Raw genomic sequence first — 22,065 nt, forward strand, 5'->3', positions numbered from 1 at the left:
GTATTAGTTGGTTGATATTTCTTTTGATTTTATAAGTTTTCTCCAATACAAGTGTTCATATAATCCAGACCAATACATACCAAAGGTGAAAGCGAATAATAATTCTTCAATTGGAATTCCTAGAACAAGAATATGGGTCAGGTTGTCCAGATTCCAGTACAGCTCCACATATTGCGGATAAAACGGAAGGATGCTTCCGAAATAAATGAAGTACAGTATGGTAAACAAGATTCCTCCAACCCATATCTTTCCTTTTAAATCTGGGCGACAGTACAATGTTGCCAAACCACCAAAAAACATTGCAATGATGCCACAATAGATGTGGTTAAGCGTGGTGAAAAGACTAAATATGACGAATACAATGGCTGGAACAAAAAGTATATAAATATGTAGCTTATGTCTTTGGTGGCTCCGTTCGGTATGAGGCATATCTATATAGCCTTTTTTGAATATCAGATTATACAATACCGTCCCTATTCCGCCAATGGCAAAAGAGAAGATAAGGCTCTCAATATCAAAACCTGTTCTTTCCGCTAAATGGAATAAGGAAGGTGGCATCCAATATTCTGGTACAAATAATGGTTCTGTTAAACCAAAGGGCATCGTAATAAGGCTCATTTTGAGCATTTCTTTTCTATACCCCTTTTTTGACAAATAGATTATTGCCCAAAGAGCAAGAATTATAAGAGACCATATGAACCAGACATATTGCATAAATTTTATTTTACTCTCTTATTTTTTGACTTTTATTTGCGCATTATAAAAAGCCGCAATACAGGCACCTATTAGCCATCCTAAAATGAATATCTGTACTATTCCCAAACCAGCTTCCCATAGTGGCACATCCATCCTGATAATGCTTGTGGTATCTAAACCGTGCAATAGGCTGTTGAAAAAATCGATAGTGGCTTCTCGACCTGCTGTTGACATAACTATCATACAGCCTAAGTAAATTAGTGCCGCCGTAAGACCGAAAGCAAATCCGAGTTTTTTTACGTTTAATCGATACATAATTTTAAAGTTTTGAGTTAGTTGTCTGATTTTAATATCTTTTTTGATTCCTCAAATTCTTCCTTGGATATTTCGCCTTTTGCAAAGCGGTTTTTAAGAATATCCAGTGGACTGTCTTTTTTTGCTTTTTGATATGGGATATCTGCTGGAATGAAAAATATCCAAGCAAGTAAAACGACCCATATAACCCACCATATTAGGTGCATTCCTCCAAAACTTCCATCGTAGTAGTGCATAATTTTTAGATTTAAATTGTTATTGTTCCATTTCAGTTATTGTATATCCACTAAGGGCATTGAGCTGATTTTGTAACTCATCTACCGAAAGAGCTTCTTTCATTGTGATAAGTGTAGCTCCTTTTGGTGCCAGAAAAATCTCTACTTTTTCGATGTTGGGATGTTCTTCCAAGGTCTTCTTGACTCTTGACACACATCCACCACAACTAATTCCGTTTATTTGATATTTTTGTGTCATTGTGTTTCGATTTTAATGATGTTGATGCCCTTTATGCTTTTCTATTGGCTTCTCTGTTGATTCATTTTGACTATTGTGTTTATGACCACCGTGCCCGTGTGAACCGTGAGGCATAAATAGGTGACAGCCAAACATTAAAATGATGAAAATAAAGAGCGATGTTCCGCTTCCTATACCCAGAGTTGGTGCTAAAAAGATGAACAACAGTGGTAGCCCACAGCCGATGACCATCCATATCCAGTGATTTTTTTTCATTGGTTTTACATTTAGAGGTTAACAATCAGTGATGCTCGGTATGGTCCTCTTTGGCCGGTGTATCCATATTGTCCATCTTATCCATTCCCTTCATATCCATTCCTTTTTCGGCCATCATTTTTTTGCAGGATTTCATGCAGTCTTCACTCATCATCCCGTTTTCATACATCATTTGCATCATTGAGTTCATTGTTTCCGAGCTTTTCATCATTCCGCTCATCATTTCGTGCATCATAGGCTTATTGCCCATCATGTTTTTCATCATCATACCGTCTTCCATCATCATTTGCATTCCTTCGCCCTGCATCATAGCGTCCATCATGTTCTTGTTGCCCTGCATCATTTGCATTGCTTGTGGATTGTTGTGCATATTTTCCATAAACTCCGTCATATAATCGTCATTCTGGGCAATATCATTGAAGACTTCTGTGCGGGTTTCTGGGTTTTCCAGTACTGCTTGAGGGTTTGTTTCTTGTGTGCAACTGTTCAAACTTACAAGCCCAATCATCGATAAAATAATTGTAAGTGCTTTCATAGGTGTTTGTTTTGAATTAATACTATAAAATTATTGGTTTTGTACTATCTTGTTGTACATAACTTTCGCTATGATCTATATAATTTCATCGTAAAAATTTCGTTTCCAGTCTTCTGCATTTTTATAATCGGTCATACTTACTCCTATAACGTCCTTAAACTGTCTAGACAAATGGTTGACACTGCTGTAGTCCAATAGGTACCCTATATCTGAAAAGGAATGTTGTTTAAGCTGAATGAGCTCTTTAACTTTTTCAATCTTTAATTTGATAAAGTATTTTTCAATAGTGGTTTGTTCCTGGGCAGAAAACAATCTGCTCAATGTTTTGTAATCACGATGAAGACCTGATGACAATAATTCAGATGTTTTTACCTTAATATGTAGCGGTAGCTCTTGCAATTGTTCTATTAGAATAATCTTGATTCTTTCTGTGAGCATTTCTTCTTCTTTTTGTACAATTTCAAAATCATTAGCGTGAAGCACAGTTGTAACAGCTTCGACAATTTCATTGCTGGTTTTTTTTGGTGCTTCTACCAATAATCTTCCTAATTCTAATGAAAGCACAGTAACTCCCAATTCTTGTAGTTCTTGCTTAATAACTTTTAAGCAGCGGCTACAGACCATATTCTTAATCCAAAATTCTTTTGGTTTGTTCATAGTATATAATGTATTGTCAATGAGTTTAGCTCAATGGTCTGATAGGTTTAGCCTAACAGGATTAATATTGTGTAGCGTTGTTGAGAATAGGGTACAACAAATGTTAGCCAGAAGTGAAATATTGGCTATAGAGGCAATGCAGATTAATTTTAACCTGCGAAGTAGAAAATCAAATTAAAAAGGACTCGTTGAGGATTACAAGGTCTGTGGATAGCAAAGGTGGCCTATAAGCCTTAAAAGAAACTGTGTTTTTCTCTAAACCTTCAAAAAGGTTGATATAAGAATAGACGAAGTTGTTTAAGAAAACTAAAGTTTCAATCTCTGAAATTGTATTGGCCTTCTTGAAGGTGTCATCTCCTTCTTTCAAGATGGTCTTATTATCGCAACAGTCTTTCTCTTGTATTGTAGTACATTGCTTGGAATTATTATCTTTTTTCTGTGCAGTCTCCATACAAGATTCTGCTTTACTAAAAAAAGCCAAATCCACCATTTTATTACAGCAAAAGTGCATATTTACCGTAAAGGATGTGGTGGAAAACAGTATAAAAACTGCTAAAAAGAAGGACAGTATTTTAGTGAAAAAAGATTTCACACTATAAAATTAATAAATTTTGATTAACATTAAAGGATTTTGGAAAATAAAATTCAACTGTTCAATTATTTTATTATCAGTTTTTTACAAAAAAACAACAAAATTGATCAGTACAAATATAATTCTAAAAGTTCAACAGAACTATGATTTATATCATATAAAGGAAGCTGCAAAAGAGAAGCTGCAAAAGAATTTTATTTGCAAATAATATTTAAGCGGTTTCGTGCAAAATAAACATTGATAAATCAAAAAAAAATGTTAAATAAACAAATTGAGATAAATTTTTTATAAATTTGCAACATTAATGAAAAAAGTTTTTCATAAAATATCATCCGTTTATTTGGCACTTATCGTGCTATTGTCAACAGTTTCTTTTACTATTGATAGTCATTACTGTGGCGATACTTTAGTGGATTCTTCTTTATTTGGGCACGTTGAAACTTGCGGAATGGATAAACAACTATCCAGAAATGATTGTCAAAGTGAAGTTCAGGATGATTCCTGCTGTTCAGATAAGCAATTAGTTGTTGAAGGTCAGGACGACCTGAAGATGTCTTTTAACACCTTAAATTTTGAGCAACAAGTCTTTGTTGTCTCTTTTGTACATTCTTATATCAATCTCTTTGAGACTCTTGATTCACACATTGTTCCATTTAGAGATTATACACCTCCTTATCTTGTAAGGAACGTACAAAAACTACACGAAACTTATTTAATTTGATTTTAAACAGTTTCCGATAATTATCGGAAAGATTTGCTCTATGGTTACTTCCATCTTGGGCTTACTTTGTTGTGTTTAATTTTCTGATATTATCAGAAAGTTATTCAATGTATAACTGTTTAATTATCAATAAAGATGCTAAATAAATGCATAAAATTTCTTATAGAAAACAAACTAGTAGCCGTTCTACTACTTGCACTTTTTATTGCTTGGGGAGTCGTAAACGCCCCGTTTGAATGGAATACAGGCTCACTTCCTCGAGACCCTGTTGCCGTAGATGCCATACCAGATATTGGCGAAAACCAACAAATTGTATTTACTAAATGGGATGGTCGTTCCCCTCAAGATATTGAGGATCAAATTACTTATCCTCTAACCACATCGCTTCTTGGTATTCCAGGGGTTAAAACAATACGTAGTTCATCTATGTTCGGGTTTTCGAGCATTTATATCATTTTCGAAGAAGATATTGAATTTTATTGGAGCAGAAGCCGAATACTTGAAAAATTAAACTCATTACCAGCCGGACTTCTACCAGAAGGCGTTAATCCAGCTCTAGGTCCCGATGCCACAGGATTAGGGCAAATATATTGGTACACCCTTGAGGGACGTGATAAAGATGGTAATGTTACAGGTGGATGGGATTTACAGGAATTACGAAGCATTCAGGATTTCTACGTAAAATACGCACTGTCTTCGGCGAGTGGTGTTTCCGAAGTGGCTTCCATCGGCGGATATGTTTTGGAATATCAAGTGGATGTTAATCCCGAATTAATGCGGCAATATAACATAGGCTTGAGTGAGGTTGTAAAAGCAGTAAAACAAAGCAACAAAGATGTTGGTGCACAAACGCTTGAAATCAACCAAGCTGAATACCTTATAAGAGGATTGGGTTATATTAAGAAACTATCTGATTTAGAAAACGCGGTAGTTACTTCAAAAGATTTTACATCCATCCGTATAAAGGATATTGCGAAAGTAACACACGGTCCTGCTACAAGAAGAGGCTTATTGGACAAGGAAGGAGCCGAGGTTGTTGGTGGTGTTGTAGTGGCTCGTTATGGGGCCAATCCTATGGAAGTCATCAACAATGTTAAAGAAAAAATAAACGAGTTAAGTTCTGGGCTTCCATCAAAAACATTAAGCGATGGGAGGACTTCGCAATTAACCATCGTACCCTTTTATGACAGAACAGAACTAATCCAAGAAACCTTGGGCACACTTGATGAAGCGCTAACTTTAGAGATATTGATTACCATTTTTGTGATTATCATAATGGTCTTCAATTTAAGGGCCTCCGTATTGATTTCCGGATTATTGCCTGTTGCGGTTTTGATGGTCTTTATTTCTATGAAACTGTTCAATGTAGATGCAAATATTGTCGCCTTATCTGGTATTGCAATTGCTATTGGAACTATGGTCGATGTGGGCGTTATCCTTTCGGAAAATGTCTTGCGGCATATTGATGAAAATGAAGAAAAGCTACCTATGAATACGGTAGTTTATAATGCGACTGCCGAAGTTTCTGGCGCCATCTTAACGGCAGTAATGACCACTATTATTAGTTTCATTCCTGTATTTACTATGATTGGTGCAGAAGGGAAATTGTTTAGGCCATTGGCATTTACAAAAACGGCAGCACTCACCGCATCTCTTATTGTTGCCCTATTTTTACTTCCACCATTTGCGGCCTATTTATTTAAAAAGAGAAATTTAAAAACTTCTTTTAGTTATATGCTAAATGGAGCATTGATTGTTTTTGGCGTTTTATCTTTAATTTTAGGCTATCCGCTTGGATTAATATTAGTTGCATTTGGCGTTGTTGGCTTCCTTTCACTAAAGGAAAAGATTACGTCAAAACGCGCCAACATCATCAATATATTTGTTTCGGCTTTTGCTATCATATTCCTATTGGCGGAATATTGGAGACCACTGGGAGTAGATAGAAGTATCCTTATAAACTTAATCTTCGTTGGTCTTATCTGTTTTGGTCTTTTGGGTGTATTTACACTTTTTAGAAATTATTATGTTCGAATTTTAAATTGGGCATTGCGCAATAAGCTGTTATTTCTTTCGATACCAACTGCCATTGTAATTTTTGGAGTGATGATTATGCGTAATACTGGTAAAGAGTTTATGCCTTCACTCAATGAGGGTTCATTCCTGTTAATGCCCACTTCAATGCCACACGCAGGTGTGGAGGAAAATAAACGCGTCCTACAGCAACTCGATATGGCCGTTGCGAGCATTCCAGAAATTGAAACCGTAGTCGGTAAATCTGGGCGTACAGAATCAGCATTAGACCCTGCACCGTTATCGATGTATGAGAATGTTATTCAATATAAATCTGAATATATTTTAAATGAAAATCGCAAAAGACAACGCTTTAAGGTAAACGAAGACGGCTTATTTGTTTTAAAGGATGGCAGTTTAGTAACCAACCCTAATAGCGAAATTGAAGTAGAAGATGATGACTATAAAGCCTCAAAAATTACAGACCCATTCTCTGTGACAAGTTCACAGCTCATTCCAGATGACGATGGAGAGTACTTTAGAAATTGGCGACCTGAAATTGAATCGCCAGACGATATTTGGAAAGAAATCGTAAGGGTTACAAAGCTTCCAGGTGTTACTTCAGCACCAAAGCTACAACCCATAGAAACACGCTTGGTGATGCTACAGACTGGTATGCGAGCACCTATGGGCATTAAGGTGAAAGGACAGGATTTAAAAGAAATTGAGGCGTTTGGGGTACAATTGGAAGATATCTTAAAACAAGCAGAGGGTGTAAAGGATGAAGCAGTTTTTGCCGACCGTATTGTGGGGAAGCCATACCTACTTATAGATATTGACAGAGAACGACTTGCGCGCTATGGCATAACCATAGAGCAAGTACAGCAAGTTATACAGGTTTCTGTTGGTGGTATGGTGCTTTCACAAACAGTAGAAGGTAGGGAGCGCTATGGTATTCGTGTACGCTACCCAAGGGAATTACGCGCAAATCCAAATGACTTAAAAGACATTTATGTTCCAGTAGAAAAAGGGAGTCCGGTTCCGTTAAGTGAGTTGGCTACTATAAGATACGAACAAGGGCCGCAGGTCATTAAAAGTGAGGATACTTTTTTAGTTGGCTATGTACTTTTTGATAAATTAGATGGTTTCGCCGAAGTAGATGTGGTGGAAAATGCCCAAGCCCTTATTCAAGAAAAAATTGACAATGGCGAATTGACCGTTCCAAAGGGTATCAATTATCAATTTACGGGAACGTATGAAAATCAGTTACGAGCAGAAAAAACATTGAGCGTGGTAGTACCTCTGGCTTTGGCTATTATTTTTCTAATCCTATATTTCCAGTTCCGTTCTGTTGGAACGTCATTAATGGTCTTTACTGGAATTGCTGTCGCCTTTGCGGGAGGTTTTTTAATGATATGGTTCTACGGCCAAGATTGGTTCTTAAACTTCAGCTTTTTCGGAGAAAATTTACGTGACCTTTTTCAAATGCACACCATTAATTTAAGTGTTGCCGTTTGGGTTGGTTTTATTGCCCTATTCGGTATTGCAACTGATGATGGTGTGGTTATGGCAACTTATTTGACCCAAACCTTTGATAGAAATACCCCAGAAACAAAACAGGAAATTAGGGCATCTGTAGTTGAAGCTGGAGAAAAGCGTATCCGTCCGTGTTTAATGACAACTGCAACAACTATTCTCGCTTTGTTACCTGTATTGACATCAACAGGTCGTGGGAGTGATATAATGATTCCGATGGCAATCCCTTCATTTGGCGGAATGCTTATAGCACTTGTAACCCTATTTGTTGTGCCAGTTTTATTTAGCTGGAAAGAAGAATTTCAATTAAAACGAGCTACAAAATGAGATATATAATTTTAATAGCACTTGTTTTTTTCGCTTTCGCGGAAGTAAATGCACAAGATTTAGCATCCTATATTCAGGAAGCTGAAAAGAACAATCCAGAATTCCAAGCTTTTGAATTGCGGTACAATATCGCCGAAGAAAAAGTAAATGAAGTTAACAGCTTACCAAATACTGAATTTAATTTTGGCGTTATGGCTATAGCTCCTGAAATGGATATGCCTATGGAGCAATTTAGTGCCTCTGTAATGCAAATGTTACCGTGGTTCGGGACCATTTCAGCAAGGGAAAATTATGCATCATCTATAGCAGAAGCGCAATATGTTGATATAGCAATTGCGAAAAGAAAACTTTCATTGTCAGTATCCCAGTCATATTATAAACTTTATGCCATACGTGCAAAACAGCTTATTCTGGATGAGAACATTGAACTTTTACAAACCTATGAACGCCTAGCATTAACTTCATTGGAAGTTGGTAAAGCATCAGCTGTTGATGTACTTCGCCTTCAAATAAGGCAAAACGAATTAGTTCAACAAAAGGAAGTGCTAGAACAGGGTTTTCAGGCAGAACAGACGCTGTTCAATAACCTTTTGAATCGTGAAGAAAATATGTCGGTGGATGTTGTGGAAGAAATGATGATTCCGGACGTTGACCCTCTGGTTTTAAATGAGAACCTTCAAATAAACCCGGAACTTATTAAATATGATAAGTTATATGAATCTGTTGAGCAGTCAGAGCTGTTAAACCAAAAGGAAAGTGGTCCTATGGTAGGGTTTGGAGTGCAGTATATTAACCAAGAAAATAGTCCAATGATAACTAGCTCTTTTAAAGATATGGTTATGCCTATGCTTTCTATTTCTATTCCCATTTTTAATAATAAATATAAGTCTGTGACAAGACAAAATGAGTTGAAACAACTAGAAATAAAATTTCAAAAAGAGGATAGGTTGAATAAGTTAGAAACACTTTTGGCGCAAGGGCTTTATAATAGAAATGCGACAAGAATTAAGTTCAATGTACAAACCGATAATTTGAAACAGGCCATTGATGCCGAGGAAATTCTTATGAAAAACTACGAAACTGGAACTATAGATTTTAATGATGTGTTAGATGTACAGGAATTGCAGTTAAAGTTTCAAATCAATTTAATCGATTCCATTAAAGAGTATTTTACAGAATATGCTTTAATAAATTATTTAACAAGATAAAAAATTGAACTAGGCCAAATTGGCTTTTGAACACTAAAATAAAGAATTATGATTAGAAAGATAACAATACTATTTGTACTTCTCGTTTCATTTGAAAGTGTTGCACAAGTAGGAACCAACGGACAAGATAGAAAAGAAGAAGGACGACCTATTCAAGAGTATAACCTTACCATTGAAGAAAATAAAATGACGCTTGGTGGTGTTACTGCTAATGCAATGACTATCAATGGAGGTATCCCTGGGCCTGTTTTGGAATTTAATGAAGGAGACCTTGCTATAATCAACGTAACCAATAAAATGGATGAAGAAACTTCAGTGCATTGGCACGGATTGATACTTCCCAATTTTTACGACGGGGTTCCATATTTAACTACCCCACCGATTGAGCCAGGAACAACTTTCCAATACAGGATTCCAATCAACCAATCGGGAACATATTGGTACCATTCCCACACAATGCTACAAGAACAAAAAGGTGTTTATGGGTCTATTATCATTCATCCAAAAGAGAAAACCTTGGAATATGATAAAGATTTAGTCGTGGTATTATCAGATTGGACAAACGAAAAACCAATGAATGTATTACGTAACCTTAAAAGAGGAAACGAATGGTATCAAGTAAAAAAAGGAACAGCAGTACCTTTAAGTAGAGTAATAAAAGAAGGTGCATTAGGAGCACAATTCAAATTTTGGCGAGACAGAATGGAAGGTGCAGATATTGCAGACATTTATTATCCCACATTTTTGTCCAATGGTAAAAAATTGGTAGAGTACCCAGAATTTAAACCAGGAGAAAAAGTAAGGCTTCGTTTTATCAATGCATCGGCATCTACCTATTATTGGATGGATTTCGGAGGAGGTAACCCAATGTTGGTTTCCAGTGATGGTGTTGACGTGCAACCCGTTTCCAAAAGCAGATTTCTCTTTGGCATAGCCGAAACGTATGATGTAATTGTAACTATTCCAGAAGGAACTATTGAAATTACTGCCACAGCACAAGACGGCTCTGGTAATACCTCAATTCGTTTGGGTAGTGGCAAACTTTATCCAGCTAAAAGAATTGACAGACCTAGTAAAATAGAGATGATGAAGCAAATGGCCAAAATGGATATGAAAATGGGAGCACCTGCAATGGTTGGAAACAAGAAGAAGAATACACCCGAAGTTTTAATGCAGAAGTACGGAATGAAGATGAATATGAAGGACGGCGAGATGAAAATGGGGAACGATAAGATGTCGATGAAAGATGGCAAAATGAATGACCAAATGGATATGAAGATGGATGATACAATGGGAATGAAAAAAGACCCGATGTCAATGAGCCATAATGGAGCATCAAATAAAATGGAAGGTCATATGCACAATATGCCAATGATGCAGAAGGATTCTACTTCTTTTGATTATGAGGAGCGAAAGACATACTTCAACTATGATTTTTTAGAGGCAAAAGAAAAAACTGAATTTAAGGCAGATTTACCAGTAAATGAAGTGTTGCTTAACCTAACAGGTAATATGAATCGCTATGTATGGAGTATGAATGGGGTTCCATTATCAGAAACCGATAAGATAAATATAAAAGGAGGCGAGGTAACCAGAATTACATTAAATAACCTGACTATGATGCACCATCCAATGCACTTGCACGGTCATTACTTCAGGGTCATTAATGAAAAAGGAGAACGTTCCCCATTAAAGCATACCGTGAACGTACCACCAATGCAGAAAGTTATTATTGAATTTTATAACGAAGAGTATGGCGATTGGTTTTTTCATTGCCACATATTGTACCATATGATGGGTGGTATGGCAAGAGTGTTTAGTTACGATACCCCAAGGGATGATAGAATGAAAGATTATCCAGTTCAGAAACTTATTGATGAGACAGACCATTATTATTCGTGGGGATTGGCTCGTGCAGGTTCAAATTTTAATGAACTCTTTTTAACGTCGAGCAATATCCGAAATGAATTTGGTTTGAGAACAGAGTTCGATTACGACCAAAATCTTGAAGCCGAAATAAGTTATAATAGGTATCTGAACGATTGGGTACGTGTTTATGCAGGAGTAAATACCGAAACGTCAACACCAGATTCTTACGATACATTTAATACCGTAGGATTGGTTGGTGTAAAGTATTTTACGCCTTATAGATTTAATGTAGATGTGAGTATGGACCATCAGCTACGCCCAAGAATACGTTTGGACAGAGAATTATTGATTTTTCCAAGAATTTTTTTGGAAGGCGAATACGAATACAGAGCAGATTTTGGATGGGTCAATGATTTAGAGAATAATAAATCATTTGAAAGCGAAACACAATGGTTGGTAGGGGTTGCATACATTCTTTCGCGCAATTTTTCAATCCAAGCTAACTACAATAACCGATATGGATTGGGTGGTGGACTATTAGCAAGATTTTAAACAACTAAAAATTAAAAAAAGATGAACTATTATTTTAATAAAACAATCAATGGAACCTTCGAAGAGGTCATAGAGAAAGTGACACAAGGATTAAAGGAAGAAGGTTTTGGAATCCTTACAGAAATTGATGTAACAGAAACACTAAAGAAAAAACTGGATATAGACTTTAAAAAGTATAGGATACTCGGAGCTTGTAATCCGCCCTATGCACATAAAGCTTTGCAAGCAGAAGATAAAATTGGAACGATGTTGCCCTGCAATGTCATAGTACAGGAAATCGAAGCAGGTATCATTGAAGTTGCGGCCGTAAACCCAATGGCTTCAATGCAAGCTGTAAAAAATGAAAAATTGAATGAGGTAGCCAGCGAAATAACTGCAATGTTGGAAAACGTCATTGAAAAATTATAAGACACTATAAAAAGGCAGTAATAATAATTAATAAACACAAACTTAAATTAAAACAAAATGAGCAAATTAAAATCAACATTAGGTATAGTTGCGATAGCATTCATAACCTTAACAGTAATGTCTTGTAAAGACAACAGCAAAGAACAAAATAGCACGGATGGAGACCATTCAGAAATGAACCACGATAACAGTGATGGTCATCACGACGGCGAAAAGAGGGAAATGGCAATGGGTGGAGATAGTAATACACAAGCGGTATTAAATGACTATTTCAACTTAAAGAATGCCTTGGTGGGAGATGATAATGGCAAAGCCAAAGAACTTGGGGCAACCCTAGCAACATCCTTAGGAAATTTTGACGCCTCACAATATAACGATACCCAGCAATCGGAATTAAAGGATATTGTAGAGGATGCAGTTGAACACGCAGAACACATTTCAGAAAGTGATATAGCACACCAGCGCGAACATTTTAAAGTTTTAAGTAAAGATGTTATAGATATGGTTGCTATAACAGGAGCAGAGATGAAGCTTTACGAGCAGTTTTGCCCTATGTATGATGGCGGTACAGCTTGGCTAAGTACTAAAGAGGAAGTGCGCAATCCATACTATGGTAGTCAAATGTTAAAATGCGGCAAAGTACAACGTGAAATTAACTAAATGAAAATTGTAAAGATTATAGCAATAGTACTACTGGTAGCGTTCGTGGGAATTCAATTTATTCCGACTACACGCAATCAAAGTGATACTGTACCGTCAACTGATTTTATGCTGGTCAATAATGTACCAGAAACTATTCAAAAAAAGTTACAGGTATCCTGCTATGATTGCCACAGCAATAATACTCAATACCCTTGGTATAATAAGATTCAACCTGTTGCTTGGTTTTTGGAAGACCATATTAAAGAAGGAAAAGCTGAACTTAATTTCAACGAATGGGATTCATTATCCAGCCGAAGAAAAGCAAGTAAGTTAAGGTCTATTATCAAGCAGATTGAAAATGGCGAAATGCCTTTGGATTCTTACACTTTGATACATAGTGAGGCAACATTTACAGAAGCTGAAGCAGAAGAGTTAATCAATTTTATCACACAATTAAAAGATAGTTTATAAACAATAATTTAAAAGTAATTAAAATGAAAAATTTAAAAATGAGTATTGCAGCAATGCTATTGTTAGCAGTTTCTTTTACCAATGCACAGGAAAAAGAAAAAATGAACCACGATCACGGAGATATGAAAATGGACCATAGCAAAATGATGAATAAAAATAGTGACGCAAAAGCAGAAGCTATTTTAAGTGATTACTTTAATTTAAAAGATGCTTTAGTTGCGGACGATACAAAAAAGGCAGCACAAGCAGGAACAAAATTGGTAGCCACTCTTAAAGCATTTGATACGGACAGTTATTCAAAAGAAAATCAAGAAGAATTAGAAGACATTATAGAAGATGCCGTAGAGCACGCCGAGCATATTTCTGAAAGTGCCATAGACCACCAACGCGAGCACTTTAAAACGTTAAGTAAGGATATTACTGATATGGTAGCTATTACGGGTACAAAAAGCACGTTATACGAGCAATTTTGCCCAATGTATGATAAGGGTAGTGCGTGGTTGAGTACAAGTAAAGAAGTGAAAAATCCATATTACGGCAGTAGAATGCTTAAATGCGGAAAAGTTCAAAAGACTATTCAATAGATAATCCTTTGTTTAAAAAATATTTTCAATGTTCTGGTTTATTAGTTAACAGAAGGTTGTAAAATGATAAAGATATCTGAATAGTTTTTAAGTCCTGTCCTGGGAAGGAAAACAATGTTGATGGTTAGTGTTAGTTCCTTCCCTAGTCAGGCACAACGAATTTTGAAAAAGAAAAGTTGATTTGGTTAATAGCAGCCTGCACAAGGGAGAGGGATTAAACCCTTAAAATAATAACATCTCTCTTCCTATGTCAGACAATTAAAAATTTATGATGAAGAGAAGTTTAGTGAAGAGTACTTGATTGTGAGGGGTAAACATTTTGGTTGGTTTATTGGTTAATAAAGGTTGCCTCTCATTTTCAAGTATTATTTAAAGGATTTTGCATATAAAAAAGGATGATATAACAATGAAAGAGTGTTGCAAAGACGGGTGTCAAAATACAACTGAAAAGTCTGTAATTAGAAAATGGTTCAATTACATAATATATACCATACTAATCTTAATAGTTGGTGGTGCTTTGGCGCTTCAATTATTTAGTTAAGGAAATAAATTGAAAATGACTAAAGTGAACACAATAGAAAAATCTGAAAACACAGGGTTTTACAAACAACTATTTAGGGTTCTTTAAAAATAAGGGTGTTGAAAGTACGATGAGCGGGATGGCACCTAAAAGCCCATTGCTTGAAAAGATTTTAAAGTATGTTGCCTATATCTGTTACGTCTGGTTGGTAGGTGGAATAATTGTCAAATATTTTGTGAATTAAATTATAGAAAGTATGGTCAACAGAAAGACAGCAAAATGGATTCGAAAAGCGCACCGATACTTGGGTATATTCCTCGGCATTCAGTTCTTGATGTGGACTATCAGCGGAATGTATTTTAGCTGGACGGACATTGATGAAATACACGGCGACCAGTTCAAAAAAGAAAAGCCACGGCAAACTGCTTTTTCCAACCTATTGGGGACTGAGCAATTAGCGAGTGAAGAACCAATCCAAACACTAAAATTATTGGAAATAGCCAATGAGCCGTACTATTGGATTAACGAAGCTAATTTATTTAGTGCTAAAACGGGAAATGAAAAAAATGGTATTACTAAAGCTGAAGCAAAACAGGTAGCCAATAGATATATGCTGCCCGATTTGGAAATAAGGGGTATAAAACGAATTGAGAAAGTAGATGCACATCACGAATACCGTGGTCGTCCATTACCAGCCTATGAGATTTCATATAAAACCCCACAAAACTTGAAGGCTTATGTCGCCATAGAAAATGGTGCATTTCAGACCGTTCGTCATAGAAACTGGCGCTGGTTCGATTTTTTGTGGATGAACCACACTATGGACTATCAAGGCAGGGACAACTTTAATACCATAATCCTGCGGGCGTTTTCATTGTTAGGGTTAATTACAGTATTAAGTGGGTTCTTACTTTGGTACATATCGTCGCCCACAATTAGAAAATTGGTTAAAAAGAAACGAAAATAAGTAACACTAAAACCAACATAAAATGGAAAATTCAAATCAAAATTCAAAGAAAAACAACTACACAAAATTTGTAGGTATGCTCGTGGCATCCTTCATAGCAATGTACGTTACAATGTACTTAAACTCTTATGAAATTGACCACGTCTATTTTAGTCTTACCCGATTTTATATGAGCTGTTTGGGTATTGCCGCTATGGCCATTATTATGTTTGTAACAATGCGTAATATGTACCAAAACAAAAAGAAAAATATAGCAATTGTTCTTGGAAGTATTGTTCTATTTGGTGGCGCGTTAGGCCTTGTGAGGGCACAGGCCCCAATTATTGGCGATGTGCACTATATGAAAGCTATGATTCCGCATCACTCTATCGCCATTTTAACCAGTAAGCGAGCGGATATACAAGACCCGGAAGTGAAGAAATTAGCAGATGATATAATTAAAGCACAAGAAAAGGAAATTGCAGAAATGAAAGCAATGATTAAACGATTAGAAAATAACAAATAAAAACAAAGACAATGAAAAAAAACATCATTTATATAGGTATTGCCTTGATTGTTGGCCTTCTAGGTGGCTTTCTACTGTTCGGTGGAGATTCTACTGATAAGGCAACAAATAGTGCTAAAGACAATCACGAACATTCAGAAGAAATTGCTACTAATCAAATGTGGACCTGTTCTATGCACCCACAGATTATGCAACCAGAACCTGGCGACTGCCCAATATGTGGAATGGATTTAATTCCAGCTGAATCGGGTGCCGATGGCCTCAATGCCAATGAAATTAAAATGACCGATAACGCAATGGCTCTAGCCAATATTCAAACGTCACTTGTGGGACAAGGACAAATAGGAAATAATTCCCTAAAATTATCTGGAAAGATAAAAGCAAATGAAGAGTCAAATGCCGTACAGGTCACATATTTTGGAGGAAGAATTGAAAAACTATACGTTAATTCAACAGGAGAACGTGTTGGCGCAGGACAACGCTTGGCAACTATTTATTCGCCAGAATTAGTTGCGGCACAACAAGAACTGCTTACCGCTTCATCATTGAAAGAATCGCAACCAGAATTATATAAAGCTGTTAGAAACAAGCTCAAACTTTGGAAACTTTCAGAAAAGCAAATCAACGCCATAGAAAACTCTGGGAAAGTACAAGAAAACTTTCCTGTGTACGCAACCGTATCAGGAACGGTAACACAGAAAATGGTAGAAGAAGGTGACTATGTAAAACAAGGACAACCCTTATACAAAATTGCCAATCTCAATACAGTATGGGCAGAATTTGATGCTTACGAAAACCAAATTGCGTCCTTAAAAGAAGGACAAACCATTAAAGTAACCACTAATGCCTATAGAAATGAAGTGTTTGACGCCAAGGTCTCGTTTATTGCCCCCTTATTAAACTCTGCTACAAGAACGGTGGTTGTGAGAGCTGTTTTACAAAATAAAAAAGACCTCTTTAAGCCGGGAATGTTTGTGGAAGGAAAAATCGAGGGTGCTCGAACGAGCACAGAGAACACCGTTTCTGTACCGTCAACGGCTGTTATGTGGACGGGCGAACGTTCTGTGGTCTATGTCAAAACAGACCCTAATAAAGCTGTTTTTGAGATGAAAGAAGTTTTATTGGGCAATGCCACTGGCGATAGTTATACCGTTCTTGAAGGTTTAAAAAATGGAGATGAAGTGGTAACTAACGGCACATTTACCGTAGATGCTGCTGCACAGTTACAGGGCAAGAAAAGTATGATGAACACGGCAGGAGGTAAGACAATGACTGGCCACGAAGGGCATTTGGGTATGCAAGGAAACAATACTGGGGATAATGTGGTGAATACAGACCATTCTGAAATGAAAGAAAGGATAGCTGTTTCAAAGAAATTTCAAAATCAATTGAAGCAGGTTTTTGATGATTATATCCTTGTAAAAGATGCTTTGGTTAATGACGATGCTAAAAGTGCACAACAAGCAGGAAAGCAAATAATCCAATCCTTAAAAAATGTTGATATGAAGTTGCTGTCCGATGAAAAAGCACACAACCATTGGATGACCATTCAAAAGGAACTAAAATCATCTGCAAATGCTATTGAGAACAGTTCAGACATAGCAGCACAAAGAGGGCATTTCAAGCATCTTTCGGCACATATGATAAGTGGTGTACAGCTTTTTGGGGTCAACCAAAATGTATATATCCAGTTTTGCCCAATGGCCAATAACAATAAAGGTGCCTATTGGATAAGTTTGGAAGAAGAAGTGCGAAATCCATATTATGGAGAGGCTATGTTAACCTGTGGAGAGGTAAAAGCAACTTTAAAATAAAACGAATTACGGATTAATCAAGTAATCTACATAAGGCCAAAAAATAATCTTGGTTTTATAATGGCGAACGATAATGAGTGAAAGCAGAAGAAATAGACGAAAAAATGAAAGGAAGAAGCATCAACCTAAAAGTAATATCACAAAAAAAGATAAAATTATAGCTTTTGTTGTGATAGTATTGATTTTTGTAATTGCTGCGATAGCTGCTGTTTACTATTCTTTACACAAATCTGGGTTAACCTTGTTTTAAAGACAAGTATTATATGAGAGAGATTATCTATATTAAAAATATGGTCTGCCCAAGATGTATCTCGGCAGTATCCAATATTTTAAAACAACTTGAAATATCCTATGCTTCTATTAAATTGGGAGAAGTTAAATTAGTGTCAACATTAAATGCAAACACCAAAAAAGAGCTTTCCGAAGCCCTTCAAAATTCAGGTTTCAGTTTGATTGACGACCGTAAAAGTCAACTTATTGAGCAAATGAAAACTTTGGTTGTTGAGAAAATACATCATTCCAACGACGAAACCGATTTAAAATGGGCAGATATTATAAGTGGTGAACTTAATTTGGATTACAAATATTTAAGTTCCCTATTCTCGTCAGTAGAAAGCATCACGTTTGAGCAATATATCATCAACCAAAAAATTGAACGTATAAAAGAACTCATAGTTTACGATGAACTAACCTTAAGTGAAATAGCTTTTCAACTACATTATAGTAGCGTTGCATATTTAAGCAATCAGTTCAAGAAAATTACTGGGATGACACCTACGCAGTTCAAGAAATCTGTAGACAAAAACCGAAAATCCTTGGATGAGATTTAGGGCGTGTTTACCACTATTAAAGGGGTATTTAAATCAGTAGATGATATATTGATTTACCAATGAACCGAATTTAGATATCAAAATGAAATTAGACAGAAAGAAACATTGGGAAACAGTTTAGGAAACTAAAAATCCAGACCAGGTAAGTTGGACGCAAGAAATACCAAAAACTTCACTGAAGTTTATACGTTCGTTCAAACTAAATAAAAAGGCAAAAATTATAGACATTGGTGGTGGCGACAGTAAACTTGTTGACTATTTACTCAAGGAAGGGTATAATAACATTACTGTACTTGATATTTCAGAAAAAGCAATTGCGAAAGCTAAAAAAAGACTGGGAGAAAAGGCAAGTAAAGTAAATTGGATTGTAAGCGACATTACCGAATTTGAACCAGATACATCTTTCGATGTTTGGCACGACAGAGCAACTTTTCATTTTCTTACAACAGATGATCAGATTAAAAAATATACTAACATAGCGACAAAATTTGTAAGAGGTTATTTAATAATAGGAACCTTTTCACAAAACGGACCAAAAAAATGTAGCGGACTTGAAATAAAACAATACAATGAAGAGGAATTAACATCGGAATTAAAAAAAGGATTTGACAAAATTCGCTGTGTATCAGAGGACCACACAACACCATTCAACACCATACAGAATTTTCTGTTTTGTAGTTTTAAAAGACAATTAACTGTAAAGCCAGCAATACCTTCACCTACAAGCTAAAAGAACAGATGTACAATTCGGTAGTTTTAGTTTTTGCAAAACACAAATCAAAACAAAAGGAACATAATGATCAAAATTTACATATCATTCTTTTTTGTATTTAAGTATTTGCTTAAATAAGAAATAATTGTAACTTTGCCTTATGAAAAATAATTCTTGCATAAGACAACAGGCAGATATTGAACAGATAAACCGTTGTAAAAAGACAGTTTCAGAATTAAATGAATCGTTTGACTATTTGGCAAATGGACTTTCTTTAGTCGGAAATAATGTTCGGCTAAAAATTCTTTACCTACTCTTTGAGGAGAAACGACTTTGCGTTTGCGACTTAAGTGATATTCTCGAAATGAATATTTCTGCTATCTCTCAACATTTGAGAAAAATGAAGGACAGAAATTTATTGGAAACCGAAAGAGATGCTCAAACGATTTTTTACTCACTAACCCCTGAATATTCAACATTATTAAATCCGTTTTTTGAAATACTCGATAAAAACAAAGTTTTAGAAACGATATGAAACGTGAGAACAAATTAATTGGTGCAGGTTTACTTGCTGCTATTACAGCTTCATTATGTTGTATTACACCCGTTTTGGCTTTAATCGCGGGAACAAGTGGAATTGCCTCAACATTTTCTTGGCTTGAGCCTTTTAGACCTTATCTAATCGGGCTAACAATTTTAGTGCTCGGCTTTGCTTGGTATCAAAAACTAAAACCTCAAAAAGAAATTGACTGCGAATGTGAAACAGACGAAAAACCAAAATTTATACAATCAAAAAAGTTTTTAGGAATTGTAACTGTATTTGCAATTATAATGCTGGCATTTCCATATTATTCATCCATTTTTTATCCAAACATAGAAAAGCAAATAATCGTAGTTGACAAATCGGATATTAAAACAATGGAATTTAAAATTAGCGGAATGACTTGTGCAAGTTGCGAAGAACACGTCAATCACGAAGTAAACAAACTCAACGGAATTGTAAACTCAAAGGCGTCTTACGAAAATGGAAATGCAATCATTGAGTTTGATAAAACCAAAACCAATGAAAAAGAAATTGAAAATGCAATTAACGCAACAGGCTATAAAGTAACTGACAGAAAAAACTAATGGAAATCCAATTAAAATCAGAAATTACCTGTCCAAATTGTGGACACAAAAAAGTAGAAGAAATGCCAACAGAATCCTGTCAATTCTTTTATGAATGTGATAATTGCAAACAAATACTTAAACCAAAAGAAGGAGATTGCTGCGTATTCTGTTCTTACGGTACTGTGGCCTGCCCACCAATTCAAGAAAATAAAAGATGTAATAATTCAAGTTGTTGCTAAACATTATAATGGACAAATTATGAATATGGAACAGTACAAATTACCTACTGATTTAATCTTGGATATTAAATCCAGATTAAAAACTTTGAGTGGTCAAATAAACGGCATTGTTAAAATGCTTGATGAAGGAAAGGACCCCGAACAAATAAACATACAGTTCAGATCCATTGATAAGGGGATTCAAAAAGCACATTACTTACTGCTGGATGAAGTCTATCGAAAAGCACTTGCTATTGGAATTGTAAAGGCCGTGGACTCTTGCCCAGGAAATTGTGGCAATGAAGATAAAATTGAATATTTAAAAAGTGAATTCCCCAATTTGGAATTATCCGATTTGACCAATCGCTTAAAAGAAATCCAAACTATTGAAACCAGATTAAAAAACTACAACGAAAAAAAAGGTTAAAAAAAGTTTGGTGACCCCCTACCTCACGTTCTCATCTTTGTTCCATTATTAATTTAAACTTAAATAAGATGAAACGACAAATCGAGATTTTTACAGCAGGTTGCCCGGTATGCGAGCCTGTGGTGCAATTAGTAAAAGAGACAGCAGGAAAGGACTGCGAAATCACACTTCATAATCTGTCCGAGCAATGCGAAAGTAAAATCTGTGTTTCAAAAATGAAGGAATATGGGGTTACAAGAGTTCCCGCCATTGCTGTGGACGGAAAACTACTGAATTGCTGCACCAAAATCGAAATCACAAAAGAGGATTTGGTAAACGCGGGAATAGGATGTTGTTAGGTATGGCAATTACTAAATGGAACAAAAAAACATCTATGGGGACTGCTGTATTTTCAGCAGTTTCCCTTAAACTATGCTGCTGGGGTCCTTTGCTACTTACAAGTGTAGCTGGTATTAGTGGAAGTTCTGTCTATTTTTCTTGGCTTATTGCCTTGAAACCTTATCTGTTGGTTATAGCATTTTTGTCATTGGGACTGGCCTTTTATCAGGTTTATAAAAAAAAGAAGGTGGACGATTGTGGTAACTGTGATATGGCTAAGCCATCATTTTTTAAGTCGAAATTCTATTTGTGGTTGGTTACAGTGTTTGTTGTTGTAATGACATTGGTTTCTTATTATCCACAAATATTTCATTCAACGGAGAAAGTAGGAATTGTTGCAACAAACAATACCGATATTCAAACTGTAAAGTTGAATATTGAAGGGATGGTATGCTCGGGTTGTGAAGAAAACATCAACCATTCGGTAAACAAAATTGACGGGGTTACAAATGTATCTACGTCTTTTGAAGAAGGGACTTCAATTATAGAATTTGATACCACTAAAACGAATGTCGATGAGATAAAAAAGGTCATTCAATCAAAAGGGTATTTGATTACAAATAGTAGAGACTGATAGACACGTATCCATTGCGGTGATAAAAGATAAATTAAAAACGACTTATCCAATTGGTAGTAATAATTCGTGAAGAGTAAATTCTACAAATCATTCAGCATATAACGTAACACATTACAGTCTTTTAATCCTGAAATTTGTAACATACAAATAAG

At 35.8% G+C, this 22,065-nt stretch carries 26 protein-coding genes and 1 pseudogene; 19 read left to right on the forward strand and 8 right to left on the reverse strand.

The genetic code is table 11. The features are described 5' to 3' along the window. Nucleotides 1-3 precede the first annotated feature (3 nt). The 8 genes from IIF7_RS00855 to IIF7_RS00895 all read right to left on the reverse strand — a co-directional run bounded on the left by IIF7_RS00855 (nucleotide 4) and on the right by IIF7_RS00895 (nucleotide 3,524). Nucleotides 4-714, reverse strand: coding sequence for a lycopene cyclase domain-containing protein (locus IIF7_RS00855; protein ID WP_013072803.1), 711 nt, complete (start codon nucleotides 712-714; stop codon nucleotides 4-6). An 18-nt stretch (nucleotides 715-732) separates the two neighbouring features. Further along, nucleotides 733-1,011, reverse strand: a complete 279-nt coding sequence (locus IIF7_RS00860) for a DUF5676 family membrane protein (RefSeq protein ID WP_041579015.1) — start codon at nucleotides 1,009-1,011, stop codon at nucleotides 733-735. A gap of 17 nt (nucleotides 1,012-1,028) precedes the next feature. Further along, nucleotides 1,029-1,247 (reverse strand): SHOCT domain-containing protein, encoded by a 219-nt coding sequence (locus IIF7_RS00865; RefSeq protein WP_013072801.1) that lies wholly within the window; start codon nucleotides 1,245-1,247, stop codon nucleotides 1,029-1,031. A gap of 19 nt (nucleotides 1,248-1,266) precedes the next feature. Beyond that, nucleotides 1,267-1,485 (reverse strand): heavy-metal-associated domain-containing protein, encoded by a 219-nt coding sequence (locus IIF7_RS00870; RefSeq protein ID WP_013072800.1) that lies wholly within the window; start codon nucleotides 1,483-1,485, stop codon nucleotides 1,267-1,269. Nucleotides 1,486-1,497: 12 nt separating this feature from the next. Further along, nucleotides 1,498-1,740 (reverse strand): hypothetical protein, encoded by a 243-nt coding sequence (locus IIF7_RS00875; RefSeq protein ID WP_041579014.1) that lies wholly within the window; start codon nucleotides 1,738-1,740, stop codon nucleotides 1,498-1,500. Nucleotides 1,741-1,765: 25 nt separating this feature from the next. After that, nucleotides 1,766-2,275, reverse strand: coding sequence for a hypothetical protein (locus IIF7_RS00880; protein WP_013072798.1), 510 nt, complete (start codon nucleotides 2,273-2,275; stop codon nucleotides 1,766-1,768). Nucleotides 2,276-2,350: 75 nt separating this feature from the next. Continuing rightward, nucleotides 2,351-2,932, reverse strand: a complete 582-nt coding sequence (locus IIF7_RS00885) for a helix-turn-helix domain-containing protein (RefSeq protein WP_013072797.1) — start codon at nucleotides 2,930-2,932, stop codon at nucleotides 2,351-2,353. A 169-nt stretch (nucleotides 2,933-3,101) separates the two neighbouring features. After that, the gene (locus tag IIF7_RS00895; protein WP_040459986.1) at nucleotides 3,102-3,524 is read right to left on the reverse strand and encodes an HYC_CC_PP family protein; all 423 of its coding nucleotides are present in this window, start codon (nucleotides 3,522-3,524) and stop codon (nucleotides 3,102-3,104) included. Nucleotides 3,525-3,828: 304 nt separating this feature from the next. Here IIF7_RS00895 and IIF7_RS00900 point away from each other — a divergent pair, with 304 nt between their 5' ends. From IIF7_RS00900 to merTP (IIF7_RS00990), 19 genes and pseudogenes are all read left to right on the forward strand, one after another. Further along, complete coding sequence (locus tag IIF7_RS00900) at nucleotides 3,829-4,245, forward strand: HYC_CC_PP family protein (protein ID WP_084839795.1); 417 nt, start codon at nucleotides 3,829-3,831, stop codon at nucleotides 4,243-4,245. 135 nt (nucleotides 4,246-4,380) lie between these two features. Further along, nucleotides 4,381-8,121, forward strand: coding sequence for an efflux RND transporter permease subunit (locus IIF7_RS00905; RefSeq protein ID WP_072316392.1), 3,741 nt, complete (start codon nucleotides 4,381-4,383; stop codon nucleotides 8,119-8,121). Next, complete coding sequence (locus tag IIF7_RS00910; protein ID WP_084839796.1) at nucleotides 8,118-9,329, forward strand: TolC family protein; 1,212 nt, start codon at nucleotides 8,118-8,120, stop codon at nucleotides 9,327-9,329. Before IIF7_RS00905 ends, IIF7_RS00910 begins: the two co-directional genes overlap by 4 nt. Before the next feature lie 48 nt (nucleotides 9,330-9,377). Next, complete coding sequence (locus IIF7_RS00915) at nucleotides 9,378-11,750, forward strand: multicopper oxidase domain-containing protein (protein WP_072316390.1); 2,373 nt, start codon at nucleotides 9,378-9,380, stop codon at nucleotides 11,748-11,750. 21 nt (nucleotides 11,751-11,771) lie between these two features. Then, nucleotides 11,772-12,158 (forward strand): DUF302 domain-containing protein, encoded by a 387-nt coding sequence (locus tag IIF7_RS00920; protein WP_008991354.1) that lies wholly within the window; start codon nucleotides 11,772-11,774, stop codon nucleotides 12,156-12,158. A gap of 57 nt (nucleotides 12,159-12,215) precedes the next feature. Further along, the gene (locus tag IIF7_RS00925; protein WP_072316388.1) at nucleotides 12,216-12,818 is read left to right on the forward strand and encodes a DUF3347 domain-containing protein; all 603 of its coding nucleotides are present in this window, start codon (nucleotides 12,216-12,218) and stop codon (nucleotides 12,816-12,818) included. Then, nucleotides 12,819-13,271: a heme-binding domain-containing protein gene (locus IIF7_RS00930; RefSeq protein ID WP_026754886.1), complete on the forward strand. Its 453-nt coding sequence runs from the start codon at nucleotides 12,819-12,821 to the stop codon at nucleotides 13,269-13,271. 23 nt (nucleotides 13,272-13,294) lie between these two features. Continuing rightward, complete coding sequence (locus tag IIF7_RS00935; protein ID WP_072316387.1) at nucleotides 13,295-13,855, forward strand: DUF3347 domain-containing protein; 561 nt, start codon at nucleotides 13,295-13,297, stop codon at nucleotides 13,853-13,855. A 776-nt stretch (nucleotides 13,856-14,631) separates the two neighbouring features. Then, nucleotides 14,632-15,342, forward strand: a complete 711-nt coding sequence (locus IIF7_RS00940) for a PepSY domain-containing protein (protein WP_008616453.1) — start codon at nucleotides 14,632-14,634, stop codon at nucleotides 15,340-15,342. 22 nt (nucleotides 15,343-15,364) lie between these two features. After that, nucleotides 15,365-15,847: a DUF305 domain-containing protein gene (locus IIF7_RS00945; protein WP_084839797.1), complete on the forward strand. Its 483-nt coding sequence runs from the start codon at nucleotides 15,365-15,367 to the stop codon at nucleotides 15,845-15,847. An 11-nt stretch (nucleotides 15,848-15,858) separates the two neighbouring features. Further along, nucleotides 15,859-17,661 carry an efflux RND transporter periplasmic adaptor subunit gene (locus tag IIF7_RS00950; protein WP_084839798.1) on the forward strand — a complete coding sequence of 601 codons (1,803 nt, stop codon included), beginning with the start codon at nucleotides 15,859-15,861 and terminating at the stop codon, nucleotides 17,659-17,661. Between the two features lie 263 nt (nucleotides 17,662-17,924). Further along, nucleotides 17,925-18,491: a helix-turn-helix domain-containing protein gene (locus IIF7_RS00955; protein ID WP_013072784.1), complete on the forward strand. Its 567-nt coding sequence runs from the start codon at nucleotides 17,925-17,927 to the stop codon at nucleotides 18,489-18,491. Between the two features lie 82 nt (nucleotides 18,492-18,573). Then, nucleotides 18,574-19,221 (forward strand): annotated as a pseudogene (locus IIF7_RS00960) (class I SAM-dependent methyltransferase). Between the two features lie 142 nt (nucleotides 19,222-19,363). Continuing rightward, on the forward strand, nucleotides 19,364-19,738 hold the full coding sequence (locus IIF7_RS00965) for an ArsR/SmtB family transcription factor (protein ID WP_008992796.1): 375 nt from the start codon (nucleotides 19,364-19,366) through the stop codon (nucleotides 19,736-19,738). Then, on the forward strand, nucleotides 19,735-20,331 hold the full coding sequence (gene merTP / locus IIF7_RS00970; RefSeq protein WP_013072783.1) for a mercuric transport protein MerTP: 597 nt from the start codon (nucleotides 19,735-19,737) through the stop codon (nucleotides 20,329-20,331). Before IIF7_RS00965 ends, merTP (IIF7_RS00970) begins: the two co-directional genes overlap by 4 nt. Next, nucleotides 20,331-20,552, forward strand: coding sequence for a GDCCVxC domain-containing (seleno)protein (locus tag IIF7_RS21030; RefSeq protein ID WP_072316382.1), 222 nt, complete (start codon nucleotides 20,331-20,333; stop codon nucleotides 20,550-20,552). Before merTP (IIF7_RS00970) ends, IIF7_RS21030 begins: the two co-directional genes overlap by 1 nt. A gap of 25 nt (nucleotides 20,553-20,577) precedes the next feature. Further along, complete coding sequence (locus IIF7_RS00980) at nucleotides 20,578-20,958, forward strand: metal-sensitive transcriptional regulator (RefSeq protein WP_262507634.1); 381 nt, start codon at nucleotides 20,578-20,580, stop codon at nucleotides 20,956-20,958. A gap of 68 nt (nucleotides 20,959-21,026) precedes the next feature. After that, nucleotides 21,027-21,296: a thioredoxin family protein gene (locus IIF7_RS00985; RefSeq protein ID WP_084839799.1), complete on the forward strand. Its 270-nt coding sequence runs from the start codon at nucleotides 21,027-21,029 to the stop codon at nucleotides 21,294-21,296. Nucleotides 21,297-21,331: 35 nt separating this feature from the next. Further along, on the forward strand, nucleotides 21,332-21,910 hold the full coding sequence (gene merTP, locus IIF7_RS00990; protein ID WP_240462945.1) for a mercuric transport protein MerTP: 579 nt from the start codon (nucleotides 21,332-21,334) through the stop codon (nucleotides 21,908-21,910). The last annotated feature ends 155 nt before the right edge of the window (nucleotides 21,911-22,065 follow it).

It is taken from the genome of Zunongwangia atlantica 22II14-10F7, assembly GCF_002094855.1.
Lineage (GTDB): Bacteria > Bacteroidota > Bacteroidia > Flavobacteriales > Flavobacteriaceae > Zunongwangia > Zunongwangia atlantica.

Excerpts from the sequence above, each read along its gene's own strand:
- IIF7_RS00905 (WP_072316392.1), top strand. The coding sequence starts at position 4,381 with ATGCTAAATAAATGCATAAAATTTCTTATAGAAAACAAACTAGTAGCC.
- IIF7_RS00980 (WP_262507634.1), top strand. The coding sequence starts at position 20,578 with ATGGAACAGTACAAATTACCTACTGATTTAATCTTGGATATTAAATCC.
- IIF7_RS21030 (WP_072316382.1), top strand. The coding sequence starts at position 20,331 with ATGGAAATCCAATTAAAATCAGAAATTACCTGTCCAAATTGTGGACAC.
- IIF7_RS00885 (WP_013072797.1), bottom strand. The coding sequence starts at position 2,932 with ATGAACAAACCAAAAGAATTTTGGATTAAGAATATGGTCTGTAGCCGC.
- IIF7_RS00880 (WP_013072798.1), bottom strand. The coding sequence starts at position 2,275 with ATGAAAGCACTTACAATTATTTTATCGATGATTGGGCTTGTAAGTTTG.
- IIF7_RS00900 (WP_084839795.1), top strand. The coding sequence starts at position 3,829 with ATGAAAAAAGTTTTTCATAAAATATCATCCGTTTATTTGGCACTTATC.
- IIF7_RS00965 (WP_008992796.1), top strand. The coding sequence starts at position 19,364 with ATGAAAAATAATTCTTGCATAAGACAACAGGCAGATATTGAACAGATA.
- IIF7_RS00925 (WP_072316388.1), top strand. The coding sequence starts at position 12,216 with ATGAGCAAATTAAAATCAACATTAGGTATAGTTGCGATAGCATTCATA.
- IIF7_RS00910 (WP_084839796.1), top strand. The coding sequence starts at position 8,118 with ATGAGATATATAATTTTAATAGCACTTGTTTTTTTCGCTTTCGCGGAA.
- IIF7_RS00950 (WP_084839798.1), top strand. The coding sequence starts at position 15,859 with ATGAAAAAAAACATCATTTATATAGGTATTGCCTTGATTGTTGGCCTT.
- IIF7_RS00930 (WP_026754886.1), top strand. The coding sequence starts at position 12,819 with ATGAAAATTGTAAAGATTATAGCAATAGTACTACTGGTAGCGTTCGTG.
- merTP (WP_240462945.1), top strand. The coding sequence starts at position 21,332 with ATGGGGACTGCTGTATTTTCAGCAGTTTCCCTTAAACTATGCTGCTGG.
- IIF7_RS00870 (WP_013072800.1), bottom strand. The coding sequence starts at position 1,485 with ATGACACAAAAATATCAAATAAACGGAATTAGTTGTGGTGGATGTGTG.
- IIF7_RS00940 (WP_008616453.1), top strand. The coding sequence starts at position 14,632 with ATGGTCAACAGAAAGACAGCAAAATGGATTCGAAAAGCGCACCGATAC.
- IIF7_RS00935 (WP_072316387.1), top strand. The coding sequence starts at position 13,295 with ATGAAAAATTTAAAAATGAGTATTGCAGCAATGCTATTGTTAGCAGTT.
- merTP (WP_013072783.1), top strand. The coding sequence starts at position 19,735 with ATGAAACGTGAGAACAAATTAATTGGTGCAGGTTTACTTGCTGCTATT.
- IIF7_RS00865 (WP_013072801.1), bottom strand. The coding sequence starts at position 1,247 with ATGCACTACTACGATGGAAGTTTTGGAGGAATGCACCTAATATGGTGG.
- IIF7_RS00860 (WP_041579015.1), bottom strand. The coding sequence starts at position 1,011 with ATGTATCGATTAAACGTAAAAAAACTCGGATTTGCTTTCGGTCTTACG.
- IIF7_RS00915 (WP_072316390.1), top strand. The coding sequence starts at position 9,378 with ATGATTAGAAAGATAACAATACTATTTGTACTTCTCGTTTCATTTGAA.
- IIF7_RS00920 (WP_008991354.1), top strand. The coding sequence starts at position 11,772 with ATGAACTATTATTTTAATAAAACAATCAATGGAACCTTCGAAGAGGTC.
- IIF7_RS00985 (WP_084839799.1), top strand. The coding sequence starts at position 21,027 with ATGAAACGACAAATCGAGATTTTTACAGCAGGTTGCCCGGTATGCGAG.
- IIF7_RS00945 (WP_084839797.1), top strand. The coding sequence starts at position 15,365 with ATGGAAAATTCAAATCAAAATTCAAAGAAAAACAACTACACAAAATTT.
- IIF7_RS00855 (WP_013072803.1), bottom strand. The coding sequence starts at position 714 with ATGCAATATGTCTGGTTCATATGGTCTCTTATAATTCTTGCTCTTTGG.
- IIF7_RS00875 (WP_041579014.1), bottom strand. The coding sequence starts at position 1,740 with ATGAAAAAAAATCACTGGATATGGATGGTCATCGGCTGTGGGCTACCA.
- IIF7_RS00955 (WP_013072784.1), top strand. The coding sequence starts at position 17,925 with ATGAGAGAGATTATCTATATTAAAAATATGGTCTGCCCAAGATGTATC.